The sequence below is a fragment of the Hymenobacter sp. 5516J-16 genome (assembly GCF_022919335.1).
Taxonomy (GTDB): Bacteria; Bacteroidota; Bacteroidia; order Cytophagales; family Hymenobacteraceae; genus Hymenobacter; species Hymenobacter sublimis.
In genome coordinates this window covers 1,895,048-1,912,300 of sequence record NZ_CP095058.1, presented here as the reverse complement: position 1 = coordinate 1,912,300, position 17,253 = coordinate 1,895,048, and the positions used below count along the sequence as shown (strand labels likewise).

The following is a 17,253-nucleotide window of genomic DNA, read 5'->3' as shown; positions in this document are numbered from 1 at the left end:
CCCCTGCTGGGCCAGTATTTGGAGCGGTTCGGCAACACGCCAGGCGCCATCGAGGAAGATGCCAAGGACGACCAAAGCAACGTGGAAAGCCTGGGCAACGCCAAAAATCTGGTGGGCACTGACAAGGTGTTTGAGCGTATCACCGATGATAACGATAACCGCGTCAACGAAAAAGCCTTTGCCCGCTCCCGCCTCTTCGACATGTGGATTGGCGACTGGGACCGGCACGAAGACCAGTGGCGCTGGGCTGAGAAAAAGGACAAAGACGGGGACCGGAAGTTCACGGCCGTGCCCGAAGACCGGGATGTGGCCTTCTTCAAGGGCGACGGTATTTTCCCTTACCTGGCCTCGCGCAAGTGGGCCATTCGCAACTTCCAGAACTTTGGGTCCGACTACGGCGACTGGAAAGGCCTGAACCTAACGGCCCTGAGCAACGACCGGGTGTATCTGGCTTCGGTAACGAAAGAGGAGTGGGTGAAGCAGGCCGAGGACATGAAGGCCGAACTCACCGACGACGTTATCGAAAAAGCATTCCGGGAACGGTGGCCCAAGCAGATCTACGAGCTGCACGCCCCCGAAATTATTGCCAAACTCAAGAGCCGCCGCGACCTGCTACCCCAGGTAGCGGCCGACTACTACGAGGTGCTCAGCAAGGTGACGGAGGTAAAAGGCTCCAAGAAGCGCGAGCGGTTTGTGGTGGAGCGCCTACCCAATGATAAGACGCGCGTGACGGTGCAGAAAATCAACAAGGAAGGTGAGCTAAGCAAAAGCCTTTTCGACCGCACCTTCGACAACAAGGTAACCAAGGAGCTGCGTCTCTACGGCTTCCAGGGCGAGGACCAGTACGAGGTGAAAGGCGACGTGAAAGGCGGCCCACTAGTGCGCATCATCGGGGGCACCGACCGGGACTCCATCGTGGACCGCTCCAACGTGGCGGGCCTGGGCCATAAGCTGCACGTGTACGATGCCGACACCGGCAACGTGATTGTAGCCGGCAAGGACGCCCGCCTGCGCCTGGAGCCCGGCATTGATGTAAGCCGCTACGATGTGCACACCCGCACCGACCGCAAGGACTACACCCTGAACTACTTCGGCCCGACCCTGTACTTCGGGTACAACATTGATGACCGGCTGTTTTTCGGGGGCGGGCTGGTGTACCGTACCTATGGTTTCCGCAAGTCGCCTTACGCTACGGAGCAGAGCCTGGCCGCCAACTATTCGCCCTCGCAGAGTGCTTACAATGTGCGCTACCTCGGTCACTTCGTGGATGTGCTGGGCAAAACAGATTTGCGCCTAACAGCCCAGCTCTACGGTCCTCAGTTGCTCTACAATTTCTTCGGTCTGGGCAACAACACTCAGAATATTCTGGCCGATGATGAAGGCACCGGCGCCCGTGATATCAACGACACGTACCGCATCCGCTTCTCGCGGCTGTACGTGGCGCCCATGCTGGAAAAAGACTTGTTCAGCTTCTTGAAGTTCGGCTTTGGTCCCCAGTACGACCAGTTCCGGGTAGACCGGGCCCAGATCGGCAGCGAAATAGCCCGGGGTCTTGACCCTGTAACCGGCAACGGCCGCGAAGGCACCGCCGCCGCTGGCATTCGTGCTTCTGATTTTGGCTTGAACCGTTACCTTGGGGTAGGGCATACTTGAACCTGGACGCCGCTTCTTCACCCAAAAACCCGCGCATTGGTTTGCGTTGGTACAACTCAGCCGAGTACAACCACCAGCTGAATGGCGAAAAGCTGACCTACGGCCGCCTAGCTACCGAATTCCGGGCCTACCTCTCGCCTAATTTCCCCTTCCAGCTAACCTGGGCCGGCCGCATTGGGCCAGCCGCACCCTCGGCGACTACCGCTTCTACCAGGCCAACACCCTGGGCGGTACCACCAACTTGCGCGGCTACCGCCGTACTCGCTACGCCGGCCGTTCGTCGGTGTACGGCAACGCCGAGGTGCGCGTGCAGTTGTTCACGTTCAACGCGTACTTGGTGCCCGGTAAGTTTGGCATCCTGGGCCTGGCCGATGCCGCCCGTGTGTACAGCTCCCGCGACACCGATACCGGCCTGAGTGCCTTCCACACCGGCGTAGGCGGGGGCATCTGGGTTGATGTACTCAAGCAAGCCGTTATCAACGCTACCTACTCCGTAGGCGAGGAAAACCTGGTCTTCGTCGGCTTCGATTTTCTCTTCTAAGCGAAATGATGAGATAGTGCAATGGGGCATTTCACGCGCTTTCATGCCGAGGAAGCACGACGGTACCATCTGCTCTAACCACCATACTACCTTCCTGAAACCTAGCAAGCCCTTACCTCCAGCACAGATGGTAAGGGCTTGCTAGCTTACTAGACTTTGAGCGTAAGAGAAGGACGATGATGGCGTTGTGCTTCCTCGGCATGAAAGCCTGTGAAACGCCCCATTGCACTATCTCACTATTTCACCGTTCCGCCGCCTCATCTTTTTTTGCGAAAAGACGTTAAGGCTAGCCTAACGCCTTTTTGTCGTTTGTTTCTCTGCAAGCCACCCGTATGATTTCATTTTCTGCCCCGACGTTTCGGTTACTGGGGCCGCTGGCGGCCTCGGCGGCATTGTTGTGCGCCGGAGTTGCCCACGCTCAGATTACGCCCACTACGCCTCCCGTTTTCCCACCCCCGGCTCCTCCCGTCGGCGACACGGTAGCGGCGGTGAACACGCAGGAATTTGCTACCCCCTCCGTGGTGGGCATGGGTCCCAGCAAAGGCCTGATTTTCCACTACGAGCGGGTGCCGCGCTTCAACGTCACGTCGGATGGCAAGGTAGTGGGCTTGCAGGATTACAGCTCGGAAGCCACCAAAAACGCCCGCCTCGTTATCAAAGGCTACATCCCCATGCTCAACCGCCCCCACCTGAAGCTAATTCTGGGGGTGAACTATGAGCGGGAGGAGTTCAAGTTTCGGCAGAAACCTACCGGCTACGAGCTCTACGACAACATTGAAAACAAGGGCCTCAAAAACCTAGGAACCCAGTTGGCCGTGATTCGGCCCGTGAATGAGGTCAACTGGTACATCTTCCGGGTGAAGGGCGAGTTGAGCGGCGACTACACTTCCTCGGAGCTGAGTGTGCGCGATTACCTGCGTGTATCGTCGGAGTTCCTGTACGGCTGGAAGCGCAGTCCGATGTTCTCCTGGGGGTAGGCCTGCAGCTAGGGTATACCTTCGGGCGGCAGAGTATTTACCCGGCCGTGCTCTACAACCGTACCTTTAACAACCGCTGGGGCGTGGAGGCCCTGTTCCCGGCCCGTATAACGGCCCGTTACAACGCCTCGCCCCGTTCCCTGTTCTTTGCTGGCTACTCCGTGGATGGCCTCAACTACATAGTAAAGCTGCGCGAGCCCCTGCGCCGCGAAGGAGCCATTGACCTGCGCACCCTGGAGCTGCGTGAAACGGAGGTTAAGTTCCGGGGCCGCTGGGAGCGAGAAATCTATGACTTCCTGTGGTTTGGGTTGGAGGGCGGCTACCGCTACAACTATGCTTTCGATGCCTTTGACCGCACGAACGACAACCGCGTCAAAATCATTGACAGCAAGCTAGCCGGCGCTCCCTACGCCTCCCTCGAACTGTTTATTGTGCCCCCGCGCAAGTTCCTGAAGAAAACCGTAGATAAGGCTCCTAAGCCGTAAGGAGGCAAAGGCTGCCATCTATCCGCTAAGTTTCTTTGCTGTTTTGCGCGGCTGCTCCTAGTCGTTAGAAATAGTACTATTCTTCTGGTATGCTACCTACAGTAAGGAATCTGAGTTGCCCATGTAACGGGCTAACTCAGATTCTTTTTGGGTACAGTACAATCTGTATCGATAAAGACTTCCTTTGCTACCCAGAATCAAGTTACAAAGACGTGCTTTCTGAGCTGGGCATTCTAGAAAGTATTTCGGCTCGTAACGGCCATACTATAAGCTGGTTACTAGCTAAATGTAGTGACTGTTGAGGTACCATCCTAACCAGTGTAGCAGCGTAGGCTGCGCAGTGCCAGCTTTGCAGTGAATCCGATTCTTTGCTCGCTCCCATGAGGTGGCGGCGGTGCTCAAGTGGGTGTGCTGGCTGAGGCTGATTTGGATACATTTCCAACAGTTGAGCAACTTGTGCTTTACAGCATTGTACGCAGACCTGAGCCGTAGTAACCTAGAGGGTAGTTGGCTGCGTTAAGTACATTCATATCTTTCTATTATCCCTCTTTCCTCACATGCAAATTTCTAAACATACTGACCTGCGCGACGGCAGTAGCTGCGAGCTGGATTTTGACGAAGCTGATAATTGGCTGCGCGCCATTTGGCTGGGCTATATTGATCCGAATGAGGCCTACAACGGGGCCGCCCGCTTCCTGAGCGCCCTGCAGGAACTCCGCTGCCCCTACCTACTCAACGACAACAGCCGTCTCTCCGGCCCCTGGTTCGACTCGGTGGAGTGGCTTAGCAGCGTATGGGGCCGCAGGCCGTGCGCCTAGGCCTGCGCTACATTGCCCACGTTGTGCAGCCCCACGACCTGCTCGATCAGGCTGCCTCGCTAAGTTCCTCTCCTTTTGGCGAGCAAATCCGCCTGCAACTCTTCGACGATGTTGTGTCGGCGGAGGAGTGGCTGCGCGAAATGCAGGGCCAGCGTCGGGTCTGAGCAGGTGGAGCGTTGCGCAGCAGTTGGGTAGTTGGCGGTAGATAAGGCCAGCTACCTACCCCTAAAAATGCGAAAAGCCTCTGCCGCGCAGAGGCTTTTTTATGCCGGATGAGCTGCGGTAGTACTTACCATAGCCGCGTGTCGCTGATGCCGGAAGGTAAGGGAGCGTGCTCGGCCAGACCTAGCACGCACCAGCCTTCCTCAACGCCAAAGGAGCCGCCTTGCAATAAGTAGCTGATCCAGCGCTCCGTGGTGCGGCCGCTGTACTGCTCGCTCTCGGGCTCGTATTCGCGCAGGAGTAGGGCATCGCCTACGCGGTAGTCTCGGTCGTTGAGGCGTACATCGAAGGGCTTGGCCCCGCTTACCACGGCGGCAAAGCAGGCGGGCCATACCTTCAGCTCGTGGTGGTTGGCAGTGGCGCCGCGAACAGGAGCCAAGGCGCCGGAAGAAGTATATTGCATGAGGTTGAAGTCAGAAGTGAAAAGGTTACAGCCGTGAAAATTATGCCGTATTGCCTGAATGTATGTGCTGTTGGTTTAAAAACAAGCAATACAGGCGTATCGTTTAGCGCTACGGAGCTTTTTCTCTAACTGTTGCCACTGCGTACGGCTAGCGTGTATACTACCGTCGGCCTTGCGGCAGCAAAAAGCGCCTCCATTACACAATGGAGGCGCTCATACGGATACTAAGCTACTTTGTACTGGCAGTCAAAAGGTTACAAAACAATAACCTCATCTGACATCAGTGCATGCTACTTCCGCTTCTTGGTAGGTTTGCAGAGGCTTTTGAGGTAGTCGTAAGTGTCGAACTGGGAACGGATGCGAGCCGAGGCAGCATCCTCGGGCCAATAAAGCGGTTATGGAAGTCGCGGGCCTTTACGTTGTCTTGGCGCTGCAAGTCCAACATGTGGCGCACCTCAGCCCGTAAATCGTCCTGCAGGATGGGGAAGGCTACCTCCACGCGGCGGTCGAGGTTGCGAGCCATCCAGTCGGAGGAGGCGACGTACACTTTTTCCTCGCCTCCGTTGCCAAACACATAGATGCGGCCGTGCTCCAGGAATCGGTCGACCATACCGCGCTGCTGGATATTTTCGCTCTGGCCGGCCAGCTCCGGAATCAGGCAGGAAATCCCCCGAATTAGCAGCTCAATACGCACCCCGGCCTGGCTGGCCTCATAGAGCTTCAAAATCATACGCTCATCCTGCAAAGCGTTTAGCTTCAGAATGATATAGGCGTCCTTGCCCTTCTGAGCTAGCTGAATTTCGTGGTCGATGAGAGCCACCAGCTTTTCGCGCAGCTCGAAAGGAGCCACCAGCAAGTTGTGAAACTGCCCGGTCTTGTCCTGGCGGTCGTGGAAGTAGCGGAACACCTCTACCACGTCGCGCGTGATTTCCGGGTTGGCCGTGAACAAGCCGTGGTCGGCGTAGATTTCGCTGGTTTTCTCGTTGAAGTTGCCCGTGCTCAGGTAGGCGTAAAGGCGGTTCTGGTCGTCCTCGGCCCGCGTGATAAGTAGCAGCTTGCTGTGCACCTTCAGCTCCGGAATACCATAAATGACGTTGGCACCGGCCTTCTGCAGCTTCTCGGCCCAGAACATGTTGCTTTCCTCATCAAAGCGGGCCTTCAGCTCTACTACCACCGTTACCTGCTTGCCGTTTTTGGCGGCTTTGAGCAGGGCTTTGGCGACTTCGCTCTTGCCGGCTACCCGGTACAGGGTAATGCTGAGGCTGCTCACTTGCGGGTCCTGGGCCGCCTCCGTAATCAGGCGGGTTACGTAGTCGAAGGACTGGTAGGGTGGGTGCAGCAGGTGGTCGCGCTCGGCAATGGCAGGTAGCATTTTGCCCGTGCGCGGCAGCGTGGGGTGGGGCAGGGGCGGCATAGGCTCGTACTGCAGCTCGGCCAGGCCAAAGTCCGGGAACCCGAAAAAGTCGCGGAAATTATGGTATCGGCTGCCTTCTACTAGCTCCTCTTTCCCAATGCCGGTTTTCTGCATCACAGCCCGCAGTACCTCCTTGGGCATGGCGGGGTCATAGAGCAGGCGGGCAGGGTAGCCGGTTTCGCGCTTCTGCAGGCTGCTTTTAATCTTGGCCAGCATGTTGCCCGATACTTCCTCCTGAATGTCCAATTCAGCGTCGCGGGAAAGCTTGACGGCGTGCACCTGCACTTTCTGGTACTTTGGGAACAGCTCCCGGGCGCAGCAGCGCACTACATCATCCAGGAACATCACGAACTTCTCCTCGCCCTGGTCGGGTAGGCGCACAAACCGGCCGCCGTGGCGCTTGGTAGGCAGCTCCATCACAACTACGCGCTCTAGCTCCTGCTTTTTGCGGTTCTCGGGCTGGCTGAGTAGGAAGGTGAGGTACACGCTCTGGTCGCGCAGAAACAGGTGGTGCAGGTTCTCGTCCAGGATAATGGGCGAAAGTAAATCCTGCACGTGCTGGCGGAAATACTCATCTACCCACTGGCGCTGCTCGGTCGTGAGGTCGTGCTCAGAAACCAAATGAATGTGCTGGGCCCGCAGTTCCGGCAGGATGCCGTTGCGGAAGGTGTCGCCGAATTCCTGCTGCTGGCGGCCTACCTCTTCCAGCAGGTCGCGCAGCTGTACCACGGGGTCCTCGCCTAGCTTGGCCCGGGTTTTCTTCTTGAGTTTTACTAAGCGCCGCAGCGTGGCTACGCGCACCTTAAAGTACTCGTCCAGATTGCTGCTGAAAATGGCTAGGAACTTAATACGCTCCAGCAAAGGCACTTCAGGGTTCTGCGCTTCCTGCAGCACGCGGCGGTTAAAAGCCAGCCAGCTCAGTTCCCGATTCAGCAGTTGGGGCTGCGCCTGTGTGGTTTCGGACATGGTGTGGGGTCTTGGGGGCCTGGGGTCTGGGGGCTTAGTGGGTGTTCAACGACAACGAAAAGCGCTGGCTGAACGTCAGCTAAGCTCCCCAAACCCTAGTTATTTTTTGGATGATCGTAGAAGTAGTACTCGGCGTTGGTCTGGTCGATTTCAGTCCAGCGGGCGCAGTTGAACTTCAGGCACACGATGGCGGCCGTGGGCATATCGGGAATGCTGCTGGGAGACAGAATGTTGGCAAACTCCGTGATGGTAGGGTTATGTCCTACTAGCAACACCGAGTCGGCGGAGTCGGGGCACTGGCGCACCACGTTCAGCAAGTCCGGCACCGTAGCTTCGTAGATGCTGTCCACTACCTGAATTTTCTCGGCGGGGTACTCCAGCTCGTGAGCTACCAGGGCGGCCGTGCTCAGGGTCCGGACGGATGGCGAGGCCAGCAGCAAATCCAGCTGAATGTTGCGCTTGGCCAGGGCCTGGCCCATAGCCGGCGCATCGTCGCGGCCCCGGTCGTTGAGTGGGCGTTCCTTGTCGGTCAGGTCGTCAAAGCTCCAGCTCGATTTGGCGTGGCGCATCAGGTACAGCGTCTTCATAAGCAGGCAGGAATGTAGGCAGGCCTCTTTACTGTGGGTTAGGAAAAGGTTTTGCTCTGGGCAAGCGGCCCACCCAAAATCGGGCCGGTAAATAATTGATAAAGAAAAAGACTCGCTCAGGAATAAGCGAGTCTTTTCATACGGAAGTCAGCCAGGCCATGCCGGTGGCCCGAGGTAGGCGTCCGCTATTCTTTCACGAAACGATGGTGCGTCACCTGCTGACCATCGGCGATGCGCAGCATGTATACGCCCTTGGCCAGCTGCCCCACGTTGAGCAGGTTGCCATCGAAGGTTACCTGCTTCATTTCGGCACCGCGCACATCCAACACCTTTACCGTTACAACGCTGGCGTTGATGGTAGTCGGAACTTCAATGTTGAGCACATCGGTAGCCGGGTTCGGGAAAATACGGTAAGCTGCCTCAGCTATAGCGCCCGACTGACGCGCCGTGCCGCCGGAAATCGTGATGCTATAGTCTTCGGTTTCGCCGTAGCTGTAGCTGCCGCAGCTGGTCGTAGCGGAAGCGTCGCTCATCACAATGCGGAGGCGGGTTTTGCCGGTTTTGGCCGTGGCCGGTACCGTAAAGGTGCTGGTCAGGGTGCTGGCCGAGGCGGCGCTCCGGCTGGCTACCAGTTCGCCGGCATCGGTGAACACGCCGTTCTGGTTGTAGTCGATGTATACTTTCCAGTACTCGGTGTAGGCCGTGGAGGCGTAACCAGCCGAGTAGCTGATGGTCTGGGCCGTGCCCGCCGTTACGGTTGTGCCCAGGGCCGTGCCGTCGTAGTAGCCGGCGTTGGCGCCGGAGGTGCGGCTAATCGAGCCCAGCTGCACCAGGTCAATCCACTCGTAGGCTACGCTGGTGCCTTTAGAAGCGCAGTACGTGGGCGTGGTAGGGGTAGTGCCACCGGGAGCAGTGCCGCCGGTAGAAGTAACCAGACCCGCACGGGCGCCGCCAGCAGCAAACAGGGCGTTCATGCGCGAGGACTGCCCATTCGAGAACATGTACATGCAAGCGTCATCGGTGTAGTCCATGTAGTTCATGAACATGTCCCCGTTCGGACCATTCGAGCAGGTCACTTTTGGGAAGGTAGGGCAGCTGTAGTTCTGGGTCTGCTGGGTTGGGGTGTCCGAAACCAGGTCATTACCGCAGGAGGCGTCGCCCCAGATGTGGCGCAGGTTCAGCCAGTGGCCTACCTCGTGCGTACCCGTCCGACCCAGGTTGAACGGAGCCGAAGCCGACCCACCGCGCCCGAAAGCCGACGTCAGAATTACCACGCCATCGGTAGCAACTGCACCACCCGGAAACTGCGCGTAGCCCAGCACCCCACCCGATAGGTTGCACACCCACAGGTTCAGGTACTTGGTAGCATCCCAGGCGTCCAGCCCGCCCAGGCTGGCTTTTTTCATGGCGTCATCGGTGCCCCAGCTGGTTTTGGTAGTCGATTTGCGCTCAATGCCTGTGGTAGCAGTGCCCGCCGGCGTGCGCTTGGCCAGCACAAACTGGATGTTGGCATTGGCCGCCAGCCCGGCAAAAGCCGCTGGCGTTTTGCTAGCATCGGCGTTGGTTTTGCTGAAGTCCTCATTCAGCACCGCAAGCTGGGACTGAATTTGGGCGTCGGAGATGTTCTGAGCCGCGGTGTTGTAGAGCACGTGCACAACTACCGGAATAGTTACTACGGCTGTGGTGCGCTTGGCTACTGGGCTGTTGATGAACTGCTGAGTCTGGCCCTCAATGGAGGCCAGCCGCTGGGCCAGAGCCGGATCGGCGGCCATCTGGGCGGCCAAGTTTTCCATGGTGGAACACTGGCGAACCTGCTGGGCCTCAGCCGTAAGAGAAGCGCCCAGCCCTAAGCAAGCCAGCGTCATTGCGTAAATGGTTTTTTTCATAGAAAGGGTTTTGGTTGTGTTGATGAGCAGAAAATTGAGGACGGTAGATAGGTGTGAAGGTTGTGAAGAAAGGGGGCGAAGCGTCCAAATTATTGAAAATATTTAAATATATGAGCGTATAACTGATGTAAATTTCATATTTGACCAAATTATAGGGGCTCTCTTTACGAGAAGACAACTCCAATAAATACAAACACCCGCCCGGTGCGTACCGGGCGGGTGTTGCGAGAGTAGCAGAATAGGAAACCCTATTCTTTGCGGAAGCTCTGGTGTTGGGTCGATTTCCCGTCGCTGAGCACGAGGTGGTACAGGCCGTTGGGCAGGCTGGATACGTCCACGTCACCGTTGGTCGTGCGAATCTGCTTCATTTCGAAGCCGCGCAGGTCGTACACCTTGGCGCTCCAGTTAGCCGCCGGCGTGTTCAGGCCTGTGCGAATCGACAGCTGATCGGTAGTTGGGTTCGGGTAAACCGTCAGCGACTCGGCCGTCGTGGTAGCCATCAGCGGGGCAGTGCCGCCAGTAGAGGTAGCCAAGCCGGCGCGGGCACCGCCCGTAGCAAACAAGGCGTTCATGCGGGTAGACTGACCGTTGGTGAACATGTACATGCAGGCATCGTCGGTGTAGTCCATGTAGTTCATGAACATGTCCCCGTTCGGGCCATTGGAGCAGGTCACTTTCGGGAAAGTGGGGCAGCCGTAGTTGCTGGTTTGCTGGGTGGGCGTATCTGCTACCAGGTCATTACCGCAGGAGGCATCGCCCCAGATATGGCGCAGGTTAAGCCAGTGACCTACCTCGTGGGTAGCCGTCCGGCCCTTGTCGTAGGGCTTGGCCGTGCCACCAGGCAGCGACGAATACAGCACTACTACCCCATCGGTAGCAACTGCACCACCCGGAAATTGCGCGTAGCCCAGCAGGCCCTGGCCCAGGTTACATACCCAAATGTTGAGGTACTTGGTAGCATCCCAAGCATCGTCGCCGCCGCGCTTGGAGTTTTTCACGGCATCGTTGGAGCTCCAGGACGTGGTTTTGGTGGCTTTGTGGATGATGCCAGTAGTAGCGCTGCCCGTGGGCGTCCGCTTGGCCAGCGTGAACTGAATGTTCGTGTTGGCCGCTGCCCCCGCGAAGGCCGCCGGAATCAGGCTGGCATCGGCGTTGAGCTTGGCGAAGTCCTGGTTCAGCACATCAATCTGGGCCTGTACCTGCGCATCCGATACATTCTGAGCTGCCGTGTTGTAGAGCACGTGCACGACCACCGGAATGGTAATGGCCGCTGTGGTGCGCTTCAGGGTTGGGTTGCTCACGTACTGGCGGGTTTGCGACTCGATGCGCTCCATGCGCTGGGCCAGGGCCGGATCAGCTGCCAATTGGGCGTTCAGAACATCCATAGTAGCGCACTGGCGCGACTGGGGAGCCGAGGCCAAACGATCTGCAATGTTGCCGAGCTGGCCCTGCTGCGCGGAAGCAGCCGATGCCATGGATAGTAAGCCCAGAGTGAGAGAGTAGAAAGTTTTCTTCATGTACTTGTGAGTGGTTGTGGACAAGGAGGCTAAATATAGGCAATTATTACTTTATTGTTAATGAAAGGTTGTATTTGATATGAAATATTTAAAGTTTATGGAAGAACAGACGAAGTGTTAATAAAAAACGCCCGGCTGCAAAGCCGGGCGTTCAAAAGCTGAATCCTAAGCCTATACTAAAATTCCGTTTCCTCCTGGATAGGATGCACGGAAGGGTAGCGCTCCTGATAAATAGCCGAAACGTGGCGCACGAGCAGGGCCCGTAGCTCGTCAATGTTTTCCCGCTCCTGAGCCGAAATGAAGATAACCGGATCGTGGAGCTTGGCCATGTACGTAGCCTTCAGCTGCTCCAAGGAAGGCCGCGCGGCCGGCGCATCTTCGTCCGTATTCATTTCCTCGAAGCCTTCGGTAGAGCTGGCCACGGGTTCATGATTATACCGGTCGATCTTGTTGAACACCAGCAACATCGGCTTATCGGCGGCCTCGATGTCTTTAAGCGTGGCGTTAACTACTTCAATTTGCTCCTCGAAGGTAGGGTGGGAAATATCTACCACGTGCACCAGCAAGTCGGCCTCCCGAATTTCGTCGAGGGTGCTTTTGAAGCTCTCGATCAGGCGGGTAGGTAGCTTGCGGATAAACCCGACGGTATCGGACAGCAGGAAGGGTATGGTTTCCAGGACCACCTTGCGCACCGTAGAGTCGACGGTCGCAAACAGCTTGTTTTCGGCAAACACATCGGCGCGGCTCAGCAGATTCATGATGGTGCTCTTGCCCACGTTGGTGTAGCCGACCAAAGCTACCCGCACAATACCCGTGCGCGACTTGCGCTGGGTGGTCGTTTGCTTATCTAGCTCCTTGAGGCGGTCCTTGAGAAAGGCTATCCGGTCGCGCACTACGCGCCGGTCCGTCTCAATTTCTGTTTCACCCGGTCCGCGCTGGGCCACGCCGCCACCTCGCTGCTTGTCCAGGTGAGTCCAGAGGCCCGTCAGGCGCGGGAGCAGGTACTGATACTGAGCTAGTTCTACCTGGGTTTGGGCGGTAGCAGACTTGGCCCGTTGCGCGAAAATATCAATGATAAGTAGGGAGCGGTCCACGATTTTGACCAGCAGTTCGGCCTCCAGGTTGCGCAGCTGGGAGGGCGAAAGGTCATCATCGAAAATAACCATGCTGGCCTTGGTGTGCTCCACGTAGGCCTTAATTTCGGCTAGCTTGCCTTCGCCCACAAACGTGCGGATGTCGGGCTTGTCGAGGCGCTGCACGAAGCGTTTGGTGACCGTAGCGCCGGCCGTTTCGGCCAGGAACTCCAGCTCATCAAGGTACTCCTGGGTGCGGGCGTCGGCCTGGCGTTTGTCGGGCACGGCTACCAGCACGGCGGTTTCAGCCTCGGGTGAGGTTTCGTAGGTGCCGTTCTTTTCTGACTTAGCCAGCATGCGCCCTACGCGGCCTTTCACGTTGTCGGTGGCGCCGGGGTGGCGGGTGCTTTTGCCCGGTTTGCGGCCTTTGGAGGCGGGTTTATTGGCCATGAAAAAGGTAGTGCGGGGTAGGAAGGTAGGTGAAGGGGCAGGAAGTAGATGGGTGTCGGCTTACTAAACGAGAGAGTAGCCCAGGAAGATGCCCGGAGTGCGTTACAGCTTCTTAAGGGTAAGCGAATAAGCCACAACTTGCTCAATTTGCTGCTGGGTGAGCTTTCCGCCAAAGGCTGGCATTTTCTTGCTGATGCTGCCGTGGGTAACCTGATATATGCGGCCCTGCTGGGTTAGGTTACTCTTAGTCAGATCATAAGCGCCATTGAGGCCCAGCTTGCCATCCGGACCATGACAAACGGCGCACTGCTGCACGAACAGAGCTTTACCTGCCACCAGCGCCTCATCTGCCGCCGGAGCTTCGGCGGCTGCGGCCAGTGTGGCTGCCTCAGCGGCCGAAAGGCTGGCTGCGGCCCGGGCAGTATCCACGGGCGCCACGGCTTCCGGAGTAGCCGTGGCTTCGGCCCGGCCCGGGGCGTAGGCGGCCGCGCCGTTTGAAGCGCTAGAGGCCTCCGCTTGCTGCAGGGTCGGGGAGCCGGTTTCGGATACGCCGTACACGTACAGAAACCCCAGAAACGTAAGGACCACGCCGGGCTTGAACTGCCGCCGCATCGCCATAATAGCCAGGGGAAGTAGCACCAGCACTAGGCCCAGCTTCACCCACAGCCACCCCGGCGCCCCGCCCGGGTAAAGCGCCAGTGAAGCCCCGCCCGAGGCCAAAATCAACAGCCCCAGCCCGGAGTCGGCTAGGCGGGTACGGGCCCGAACGGTGCGCAGCGTGTCCAGGCGGCCCAGCACGAGCAAGCCCGCTTTAAAAGCATAAAACAAGAGAAACGCCAGTACCACCAGCTGGTGCAGGCGTAGCAGGAAAGGAAATGCAGCCATAGAACCGCAAAGATACGCCCCGGCGGTGGGGAATGCCCCAGTCCGTAAGCTGAAGCCAGCCGGCGCTACCTTATTCGGCACGAGTATAACCCAGCCCGCCCGGGCTCGTACCTTTGCACTCTCTTCCTGGCCCCTTACCTCTCCCTGAATGCGCGTTGCCGTTGTTATTAATACCAGTTGGAATATCTGGAACTTCCGGCGCAGCCTGGTGAAAGCCCTGCAGGCGGCCGGCCACGAGGTGCTGGCCATTGCGCCACCCGACGATTACTCGGCGAGACTGGAAACCGAGCTGGGCTGCCGCTACGTCCCCATTCTGATGGAAAACAAGGGCACCAACCCCGTAAAGGACGCTCAGCTGACCCGCCGCTTCTACCGCATCTACCGCCGCGAGCGGCCCGATGTGGTGCTGCACTACACCATCAAGCCCAACATTTACGGCACGCTGGCCGCCAAGCTGGCCGGTATTCCCAGCGTTAATAATGTGTCGGGCTTGGGCACGGTATTCATTGTGAAAAACTTTGTGAGCCGGGTGGCTTTGGGCCTTTACCGCTTCGCCTTCAAGTTTCCCAAGCGGGTATTTTTCCAGAACAACGACGACCGGCAGCTCTTTCTGCAGCACGGGTTGGTAGAGGCCCGCATTACCGATGTGCTACCCGGCTCCGGCATTGACACCCAGCGGTTTCGACCCGCCGCCACGTTTGAGCGCCACGAACCGTTTACCTTCCTCATGATTGCCCGGGTGCTCTATGAGAAGGGCGTGGAGGAGTACTTCGAGGCGGCCCAGCTAGTGCGCGCCGCCCACCCCACCGCCCGCATTCAGCTGCTGGGCGGTATCGATGAGTCGGGCGGGGTAGGGGTGAAGCGGGCTGTGTTTGAGCAGTGGCTGCAGGCTGGCCACGTGGAGTACCTGGGTACCTCCGACGACGTGGCGGCCCACATTCGGCAGGCCGATTGCGTGGTGCTGCCGTCTTACCGCGAGGGTACGCCCAAAACCCTGCTCGAAGCCGCCGCCATGGGCAAACCCATCGTTACTACCGACGTGCCCGGCTGCCGCGAAACCGTGGTAGATGGCCAGAACGGCCTGCTTTGTGAGGTGCGCAACGCCGCCGACTTAGCCGCTAAAATGCGCCAGGTGCTGGAGCTGCCTAACCAGGAGCTGGAACAGATGGGCAAGGCTGGACGCCAGCTGGCTGAGCGCAAATTCGACGAGCAGATTGTGCTGGACAAGTACCTGACCATCGTGCGCGAAGTGACTAAAACCAATTCCAGCCGCCTCTAATTATAGCTAACTTGCGGCCACAGCCGCTTAACTAACGTGTAGTGTATGGAGTTTAAATACTTTGATATTCAGGGAGTAGTGGAAATATTGCCGCGGGTGTTTGGCGATGCCCGCGGGGCCTTTTTCGAGTCCTTTAGCGCTCAGAAAATGCAGGACGCCGGCATTCACGGCCAGTGGGTGCAGGACAATCAGTCGCGCTCCGACCGGGGCGTGGTGCGGGGCCTGCACTTCCAGAAGCCGCCCTTCACCCAGGCCAAGCTCGTGCGCGTGGCCCAGGGCCGCGCCCTTGATGTGGTGGTCGATATTCGGCGCAACTCACCCACGTACGGCCAGCACGTGATGGTAGAGCTGGACTCGGAGCGCTTCAATATGCTATACGTGCCAGAAGGCTTTGCCCACGGCTTCACGGCCCTGGAAGACAATACCCTCTTCCTTTATAAGTGCACGAACTACTACGCTCCCCAGGCCGAAGGCGGCCTGCTCTGGAACGACCCCGCCCTGGGTATCAATTGGGGAGTGCAAAACGCTACCATATCAGCCAAGGACCAAGTACTGCCTACCTTAGCCAACTTCGACAGCCCTTTTTAAGGTAAGATGGTGAGTGAGTGAAGTAGCTAAACCGTCTGTCATCCTGAGCGGAGCGAAGGACCTTATTACATCAGTACGACAATCGTTGTTACGACTCGTTCATGTGTGATAAGGTCCTTCGCTCCGCTCAGGATGACAGGCTTTTTATATAAGTAGATTTGCTAAGAGCTACTTCACTCACCATCTCACCTTAAACTAGTTCTACCAAGGTTTCCAGGCCCATGCCGCGGGAGCCTTTGATGAGGAGTTGACGGCCGCGCTGGGGGTGGGCTTGGAGCCAAGCCGCGGCCTCGGGCTTGGTAGCGAAGTGCAGAAATGCCGCCTCGGTGGAGGCGTGGCGCATATCCTGCCCGATAAGCACAACGGTGCCGAAGGGTAGGCCGCGCAGCAGCTGCCCGAGGGCGCGGTGCTCAGCCTCGCTTTCCGGGCCCAATTCAAACATGTCACCCAGAATAACCACTTTATCGGCGGGGTTGCCGGGGCGGGCCGCGAAGCTGTTCAGAGCGGCCGCCATGCTGCTGGGGTTGGCGTTGTAGGCATCCAGCACCAGCTCATTGTGGGCCGTGCGCACCAGTTGGGAGCGGTTGTTGGTAGGGGCGTAGCCGGCCAGAGCCTGGGCAATAGCGCCGGGCTCCACCTGGAAGTAAGCGCCCACGGCGGCGGCGGCGGCCAGGTTAGGGAAGTTGTAGCCGCCGGTAATCTGGGCGGCTACCTCTGTGCCGTCAAACAAGCGCACCATTACCTGCGGGGCCGTGCTTACCAGCTCGGCGGGGTAGGTGTCAGTGGGGCCGGGGTAGGTAACTTGGTCCGAAATGCCAGCGGCCATGCCGGGCAGGCGGGCGTCCAGGGTATTCACGAAGGCCGTGCCATGTACCTGCTCCAGAAACCGGAACATTTCGCCCTTGCCTTTCACAATGCCTTCCACGCCGCCAAAGCCTTCGAGGTGGGCCTTGCCGATGTTGGTAATCAGGCCGTGGGTAGGCTCGGCCAAGCGGCAGAGTAGCTCAATCTCGCCCTGGTGGTTGGCGCCCATTTCCACAATGGCCAGCTCATGCTCGCCGGGTCGGATGCTGAGCAAGGTGAGCGGCACGCCAATGTGGTTGTTGAGGTTGCCGCGGGTGTACTGCACTTTGTAGCGCTGGCTGAGTACGGCGTGCACTAGCTCCTTAGTAGTGGTTTTGCCATTGGAGCCGGTAATGGCCAGCACCGGAATGATGAGCTGCCGCCGGTGGTAGTGGGCCAACTCCTGCAGGGCCACTAGCGGGTCGGGGCGTAGGTGTAGCGCTCTGGGTCCCGGGCGGCTAGCTCCTCGTCATCCACTACGGCGTAGCAGGCGCCCTTCGTCAAGGCCTGGGGGCAAAGTCGCGGCCCCGGAAGGAGGGGCCGTTCAGGGCAAAGAACAGGGTGTTGTCCTGGGGCTGACGCGAGTCGGTGCTGACGGCCGAGGCGGTGCGGAACCGGTCGTACAGAGCCGGAAGGTCAAGCATGCGGTTTTGCATGTAACTTAGA

At 58.3% G+C, this 17,253-nt stretch carries 17 protein-coding genes; 8 read left to right on the top strand and 9 right to left on the bottom strand.

Annotated elements, in window-relative coordinates; translation table 11 throughout:
• Positions 1-18: 18 nt before the first annotated feature.
• From MUN84_RS09395 to MUN84_RS09370, 6 genes are all read left to right on the top strand, one after another.
• The gene (locus MUN84_RS09395; protein ID WP_244697730.1) at positions 19-1,653 is read left to right on the top strand and encodes a hypothetical protein; all 1,635 of its coding nucleotides are present in this window, start codon (positions 19-21) and stop codon (positions 1,651-1,653) included.
• Positions 1,654-1,894: 241 nt separating this feature from the next.
• Positions 1,895-2,194 carry a hypothetical protein gene (locus MUN84_RS09390; protein WP_244697728.1) on the top strand — a complete coding sequence of 100 codons (300 nt, stop codon included), beginning with the start codon at positions 1,895-1,897 and terminating at the stop codon, positions 2,192-2,194.
• Positions 2,195-2,526: 332 nt separating this feature from the next.
• Positions 2,527-3,171 (top strand): hypothetical protein, encoded by a 645-nt coding sequence (locus tag MUN84_RS09385; protein WP_244697726.1) that lies wholly within the window; start codon positions 2,527-2,529, stop codon positions 3,169-3,171.
• Between the two features lie 47 nt (positions 3,172-3,218).
• Positions 3,219-3,656 carry a hypothetical protein gene (locus MUN84_RS09380; protein ID WP_244697725.1) on the top strand — a complete coding sequence of 146 codons (438 nt, stop codon included), beginning with the start codon at positions 3,219-3,221 and terminating at the stop codon, positions 3,654-3,656.
• 557 nt (positions 3,657-4,213) lie between these two features.
• Positions 4,214-4,474 (top strand): hypothetical protein, encoded by a 261-nt coding sequence (locus tag MUN84_RS09375; RefSeq protein ID WP_244697723.1) that lies wholly within the window; start codon positions 4,214-4,216, stop codon positions 4,472-4,474.
• Entirely contained in the window at positions 4,450-4,638 is a 189-nt protein-coding gene (locus MUN84_RS09370) for a hypothetical protein (RefSeq protein WP_244697721.1), read from the top strand. The genes MUN84_RS09375 and MUN84_RS09370 overlap by 25 nt, the downstream gene beginning before the upstream one ends.
• 125 nt (positions 4,639-4,763) lie before the next feature.
• Here the strand turns inward: MUN84_RS09370 and MUN84_RS09365 are convergent, their stop codons facing one another.
• From MUN84_RS09365 to MUN84_RS09335, 7 genes are all read right to left on the bottom strand, one after another.
• Positions 4,764-5,099 (bottom strand): ASCH/PUA domain-containing protein, encoded by a 336-nt coding sequence (locus MUN84_RS09365; protein WP_244697719.1) that lies wholly within the window; start codon positions 5,097-5,099, stop codon positions 4,764-4,766.
• A 280-nt stretch (positions 5,100-5,379) separates the two neighbouring features.
• A complete protein-coding gene (gene ppk1, locus MUN84_RS09360) occupies positions 5,380-7,479 on the bottom strand; it encodes a polyphosphate kinase 1 (protein ID WP_244697717.1) in 2,100 nt (699 codons plus the stop codon).
• 95 nt (positions 7,480-7,574) lie between these two features.
• Positions 7,575-8,066, bottom strand: a complete 492-nt coding sequence (locus tag MUN84_RS09355; protein ID WP_244697715.1) for a SixA phosphatase family protein — start codon at positions 8,064-8,066, stop codon at positions 7,575-7,577.
• A gap of 185 nt (positions 8,067-8,251) precedes the next feature.
• Positions 8,252-9,952, bottom strand: a complete 1,701-nt coding sequence (locus MUN84_RS09350; protein WP_244697713.1) for a GEVED domain-containing protein — start codon at positions 9,950-9,952, stop codon at positions 8,252-8,254.
• Positions 9,953-10,200: 248 nt separating this feature from the next.
• Positions 10,201-11,427, bottom strand: coding sequence for a M43 family zinc metalloprotease (locus MUN84_RS09345; protein ID WP_244697711.1), 1,227 nt, complete (start codon positions 11,425-11,427; stop codon positions 10,201-10,203).
• A 218-nt stretch (positions 11,428-11,645) separates the two neighbouring features.
• Positions 11,646-12,899, bottom strand: coding sequence for a GTPase HflX (gene hflX, locus MUN84_RS09340; RefSeq protein ID WP_244698810.1), 1,254 nt, complete (start codon positions 12,897-12,899; stop codon positions 11,646-11,648).
• A 195-nt stretch (positions 12,900-13,094) separates the two neighbouring features.
• Complete coding sequence (locus MUN84_RS09335; protein ID WP_244697709.1) at positions 13,095-13,877, bottom strand: c-type cytochrome; 783 nt, start codon at positions 13,875-13,877, stop codon at positions 13,095-13,097.
• A 148-nt stretch (positions 13,878-14,025) separates the two neighbouring features.
• Between MUN84_RS09335 and MUN84_RS09330 the strand changes: the two genes are divergently transcribed.
• Both MUN84_RS09330 and rfbC read left to right on the top strand, forming a co-directional pair.
• Entirely contained in the window at positions 14,026-15,156 is a 1,131-nt protein-coding gene (locus MUN84_RS09330; protein WP_244697708.1) for a glycosyltransferase family 4 protein, read from the top strand.
• A 45-nt stretch (positions 15,157-15,201) separates the two neighbouring features.
• Positions 15,202-15,744 (top strand): dTDP-4-dehydrorhamnose 3,5-epimerase, encoded by a 543-nt coding sequence (gene rfbC / locus MUN84_RS09325; protein ID WP_244697706.1) that lies wholly within the window; start codon positions 15,202-15,204, stop codon positions 15,742-15,744.
• 190 nt (positions 15,745-15,934) lie between these two features.
• On the opposite strand, the gene MUN84_RS09320 is transcribed toward rfbC, so the two are convergent.
• Together MUN84_RS09320 and MUN84_RS23715 are read right to left on the bottom strand one after the other, a co-directional pair.
• On the bottom strand, positions 15,935-17,002 hold the full coding sequence (locus MUN84_RS09320; RefSeq protein ID WP_317239160.1) for a UDP-N-acetylmuramoyl-tripeptide--D-alanyl-D-alanine ligase: 1,068 nt from the start codon (positions 17,000-17,002) through the stop codon (positions 15,935-15,937).
• An 85-nt stretch (positions 17,003-17,087) separates the two neighbouring features.
• Positions 17,088-17,231, bottom strand: a complete 144-nt coding sequence (locus tag MUN84_RS23715; protein WP_317239159.1) for a hypothetical protein — start codon at positions 17,229-17,231, stop codon at positions 17,088-17,090.
• Positions 17,232-17,253: the final 22 nt, after the last annotated feature.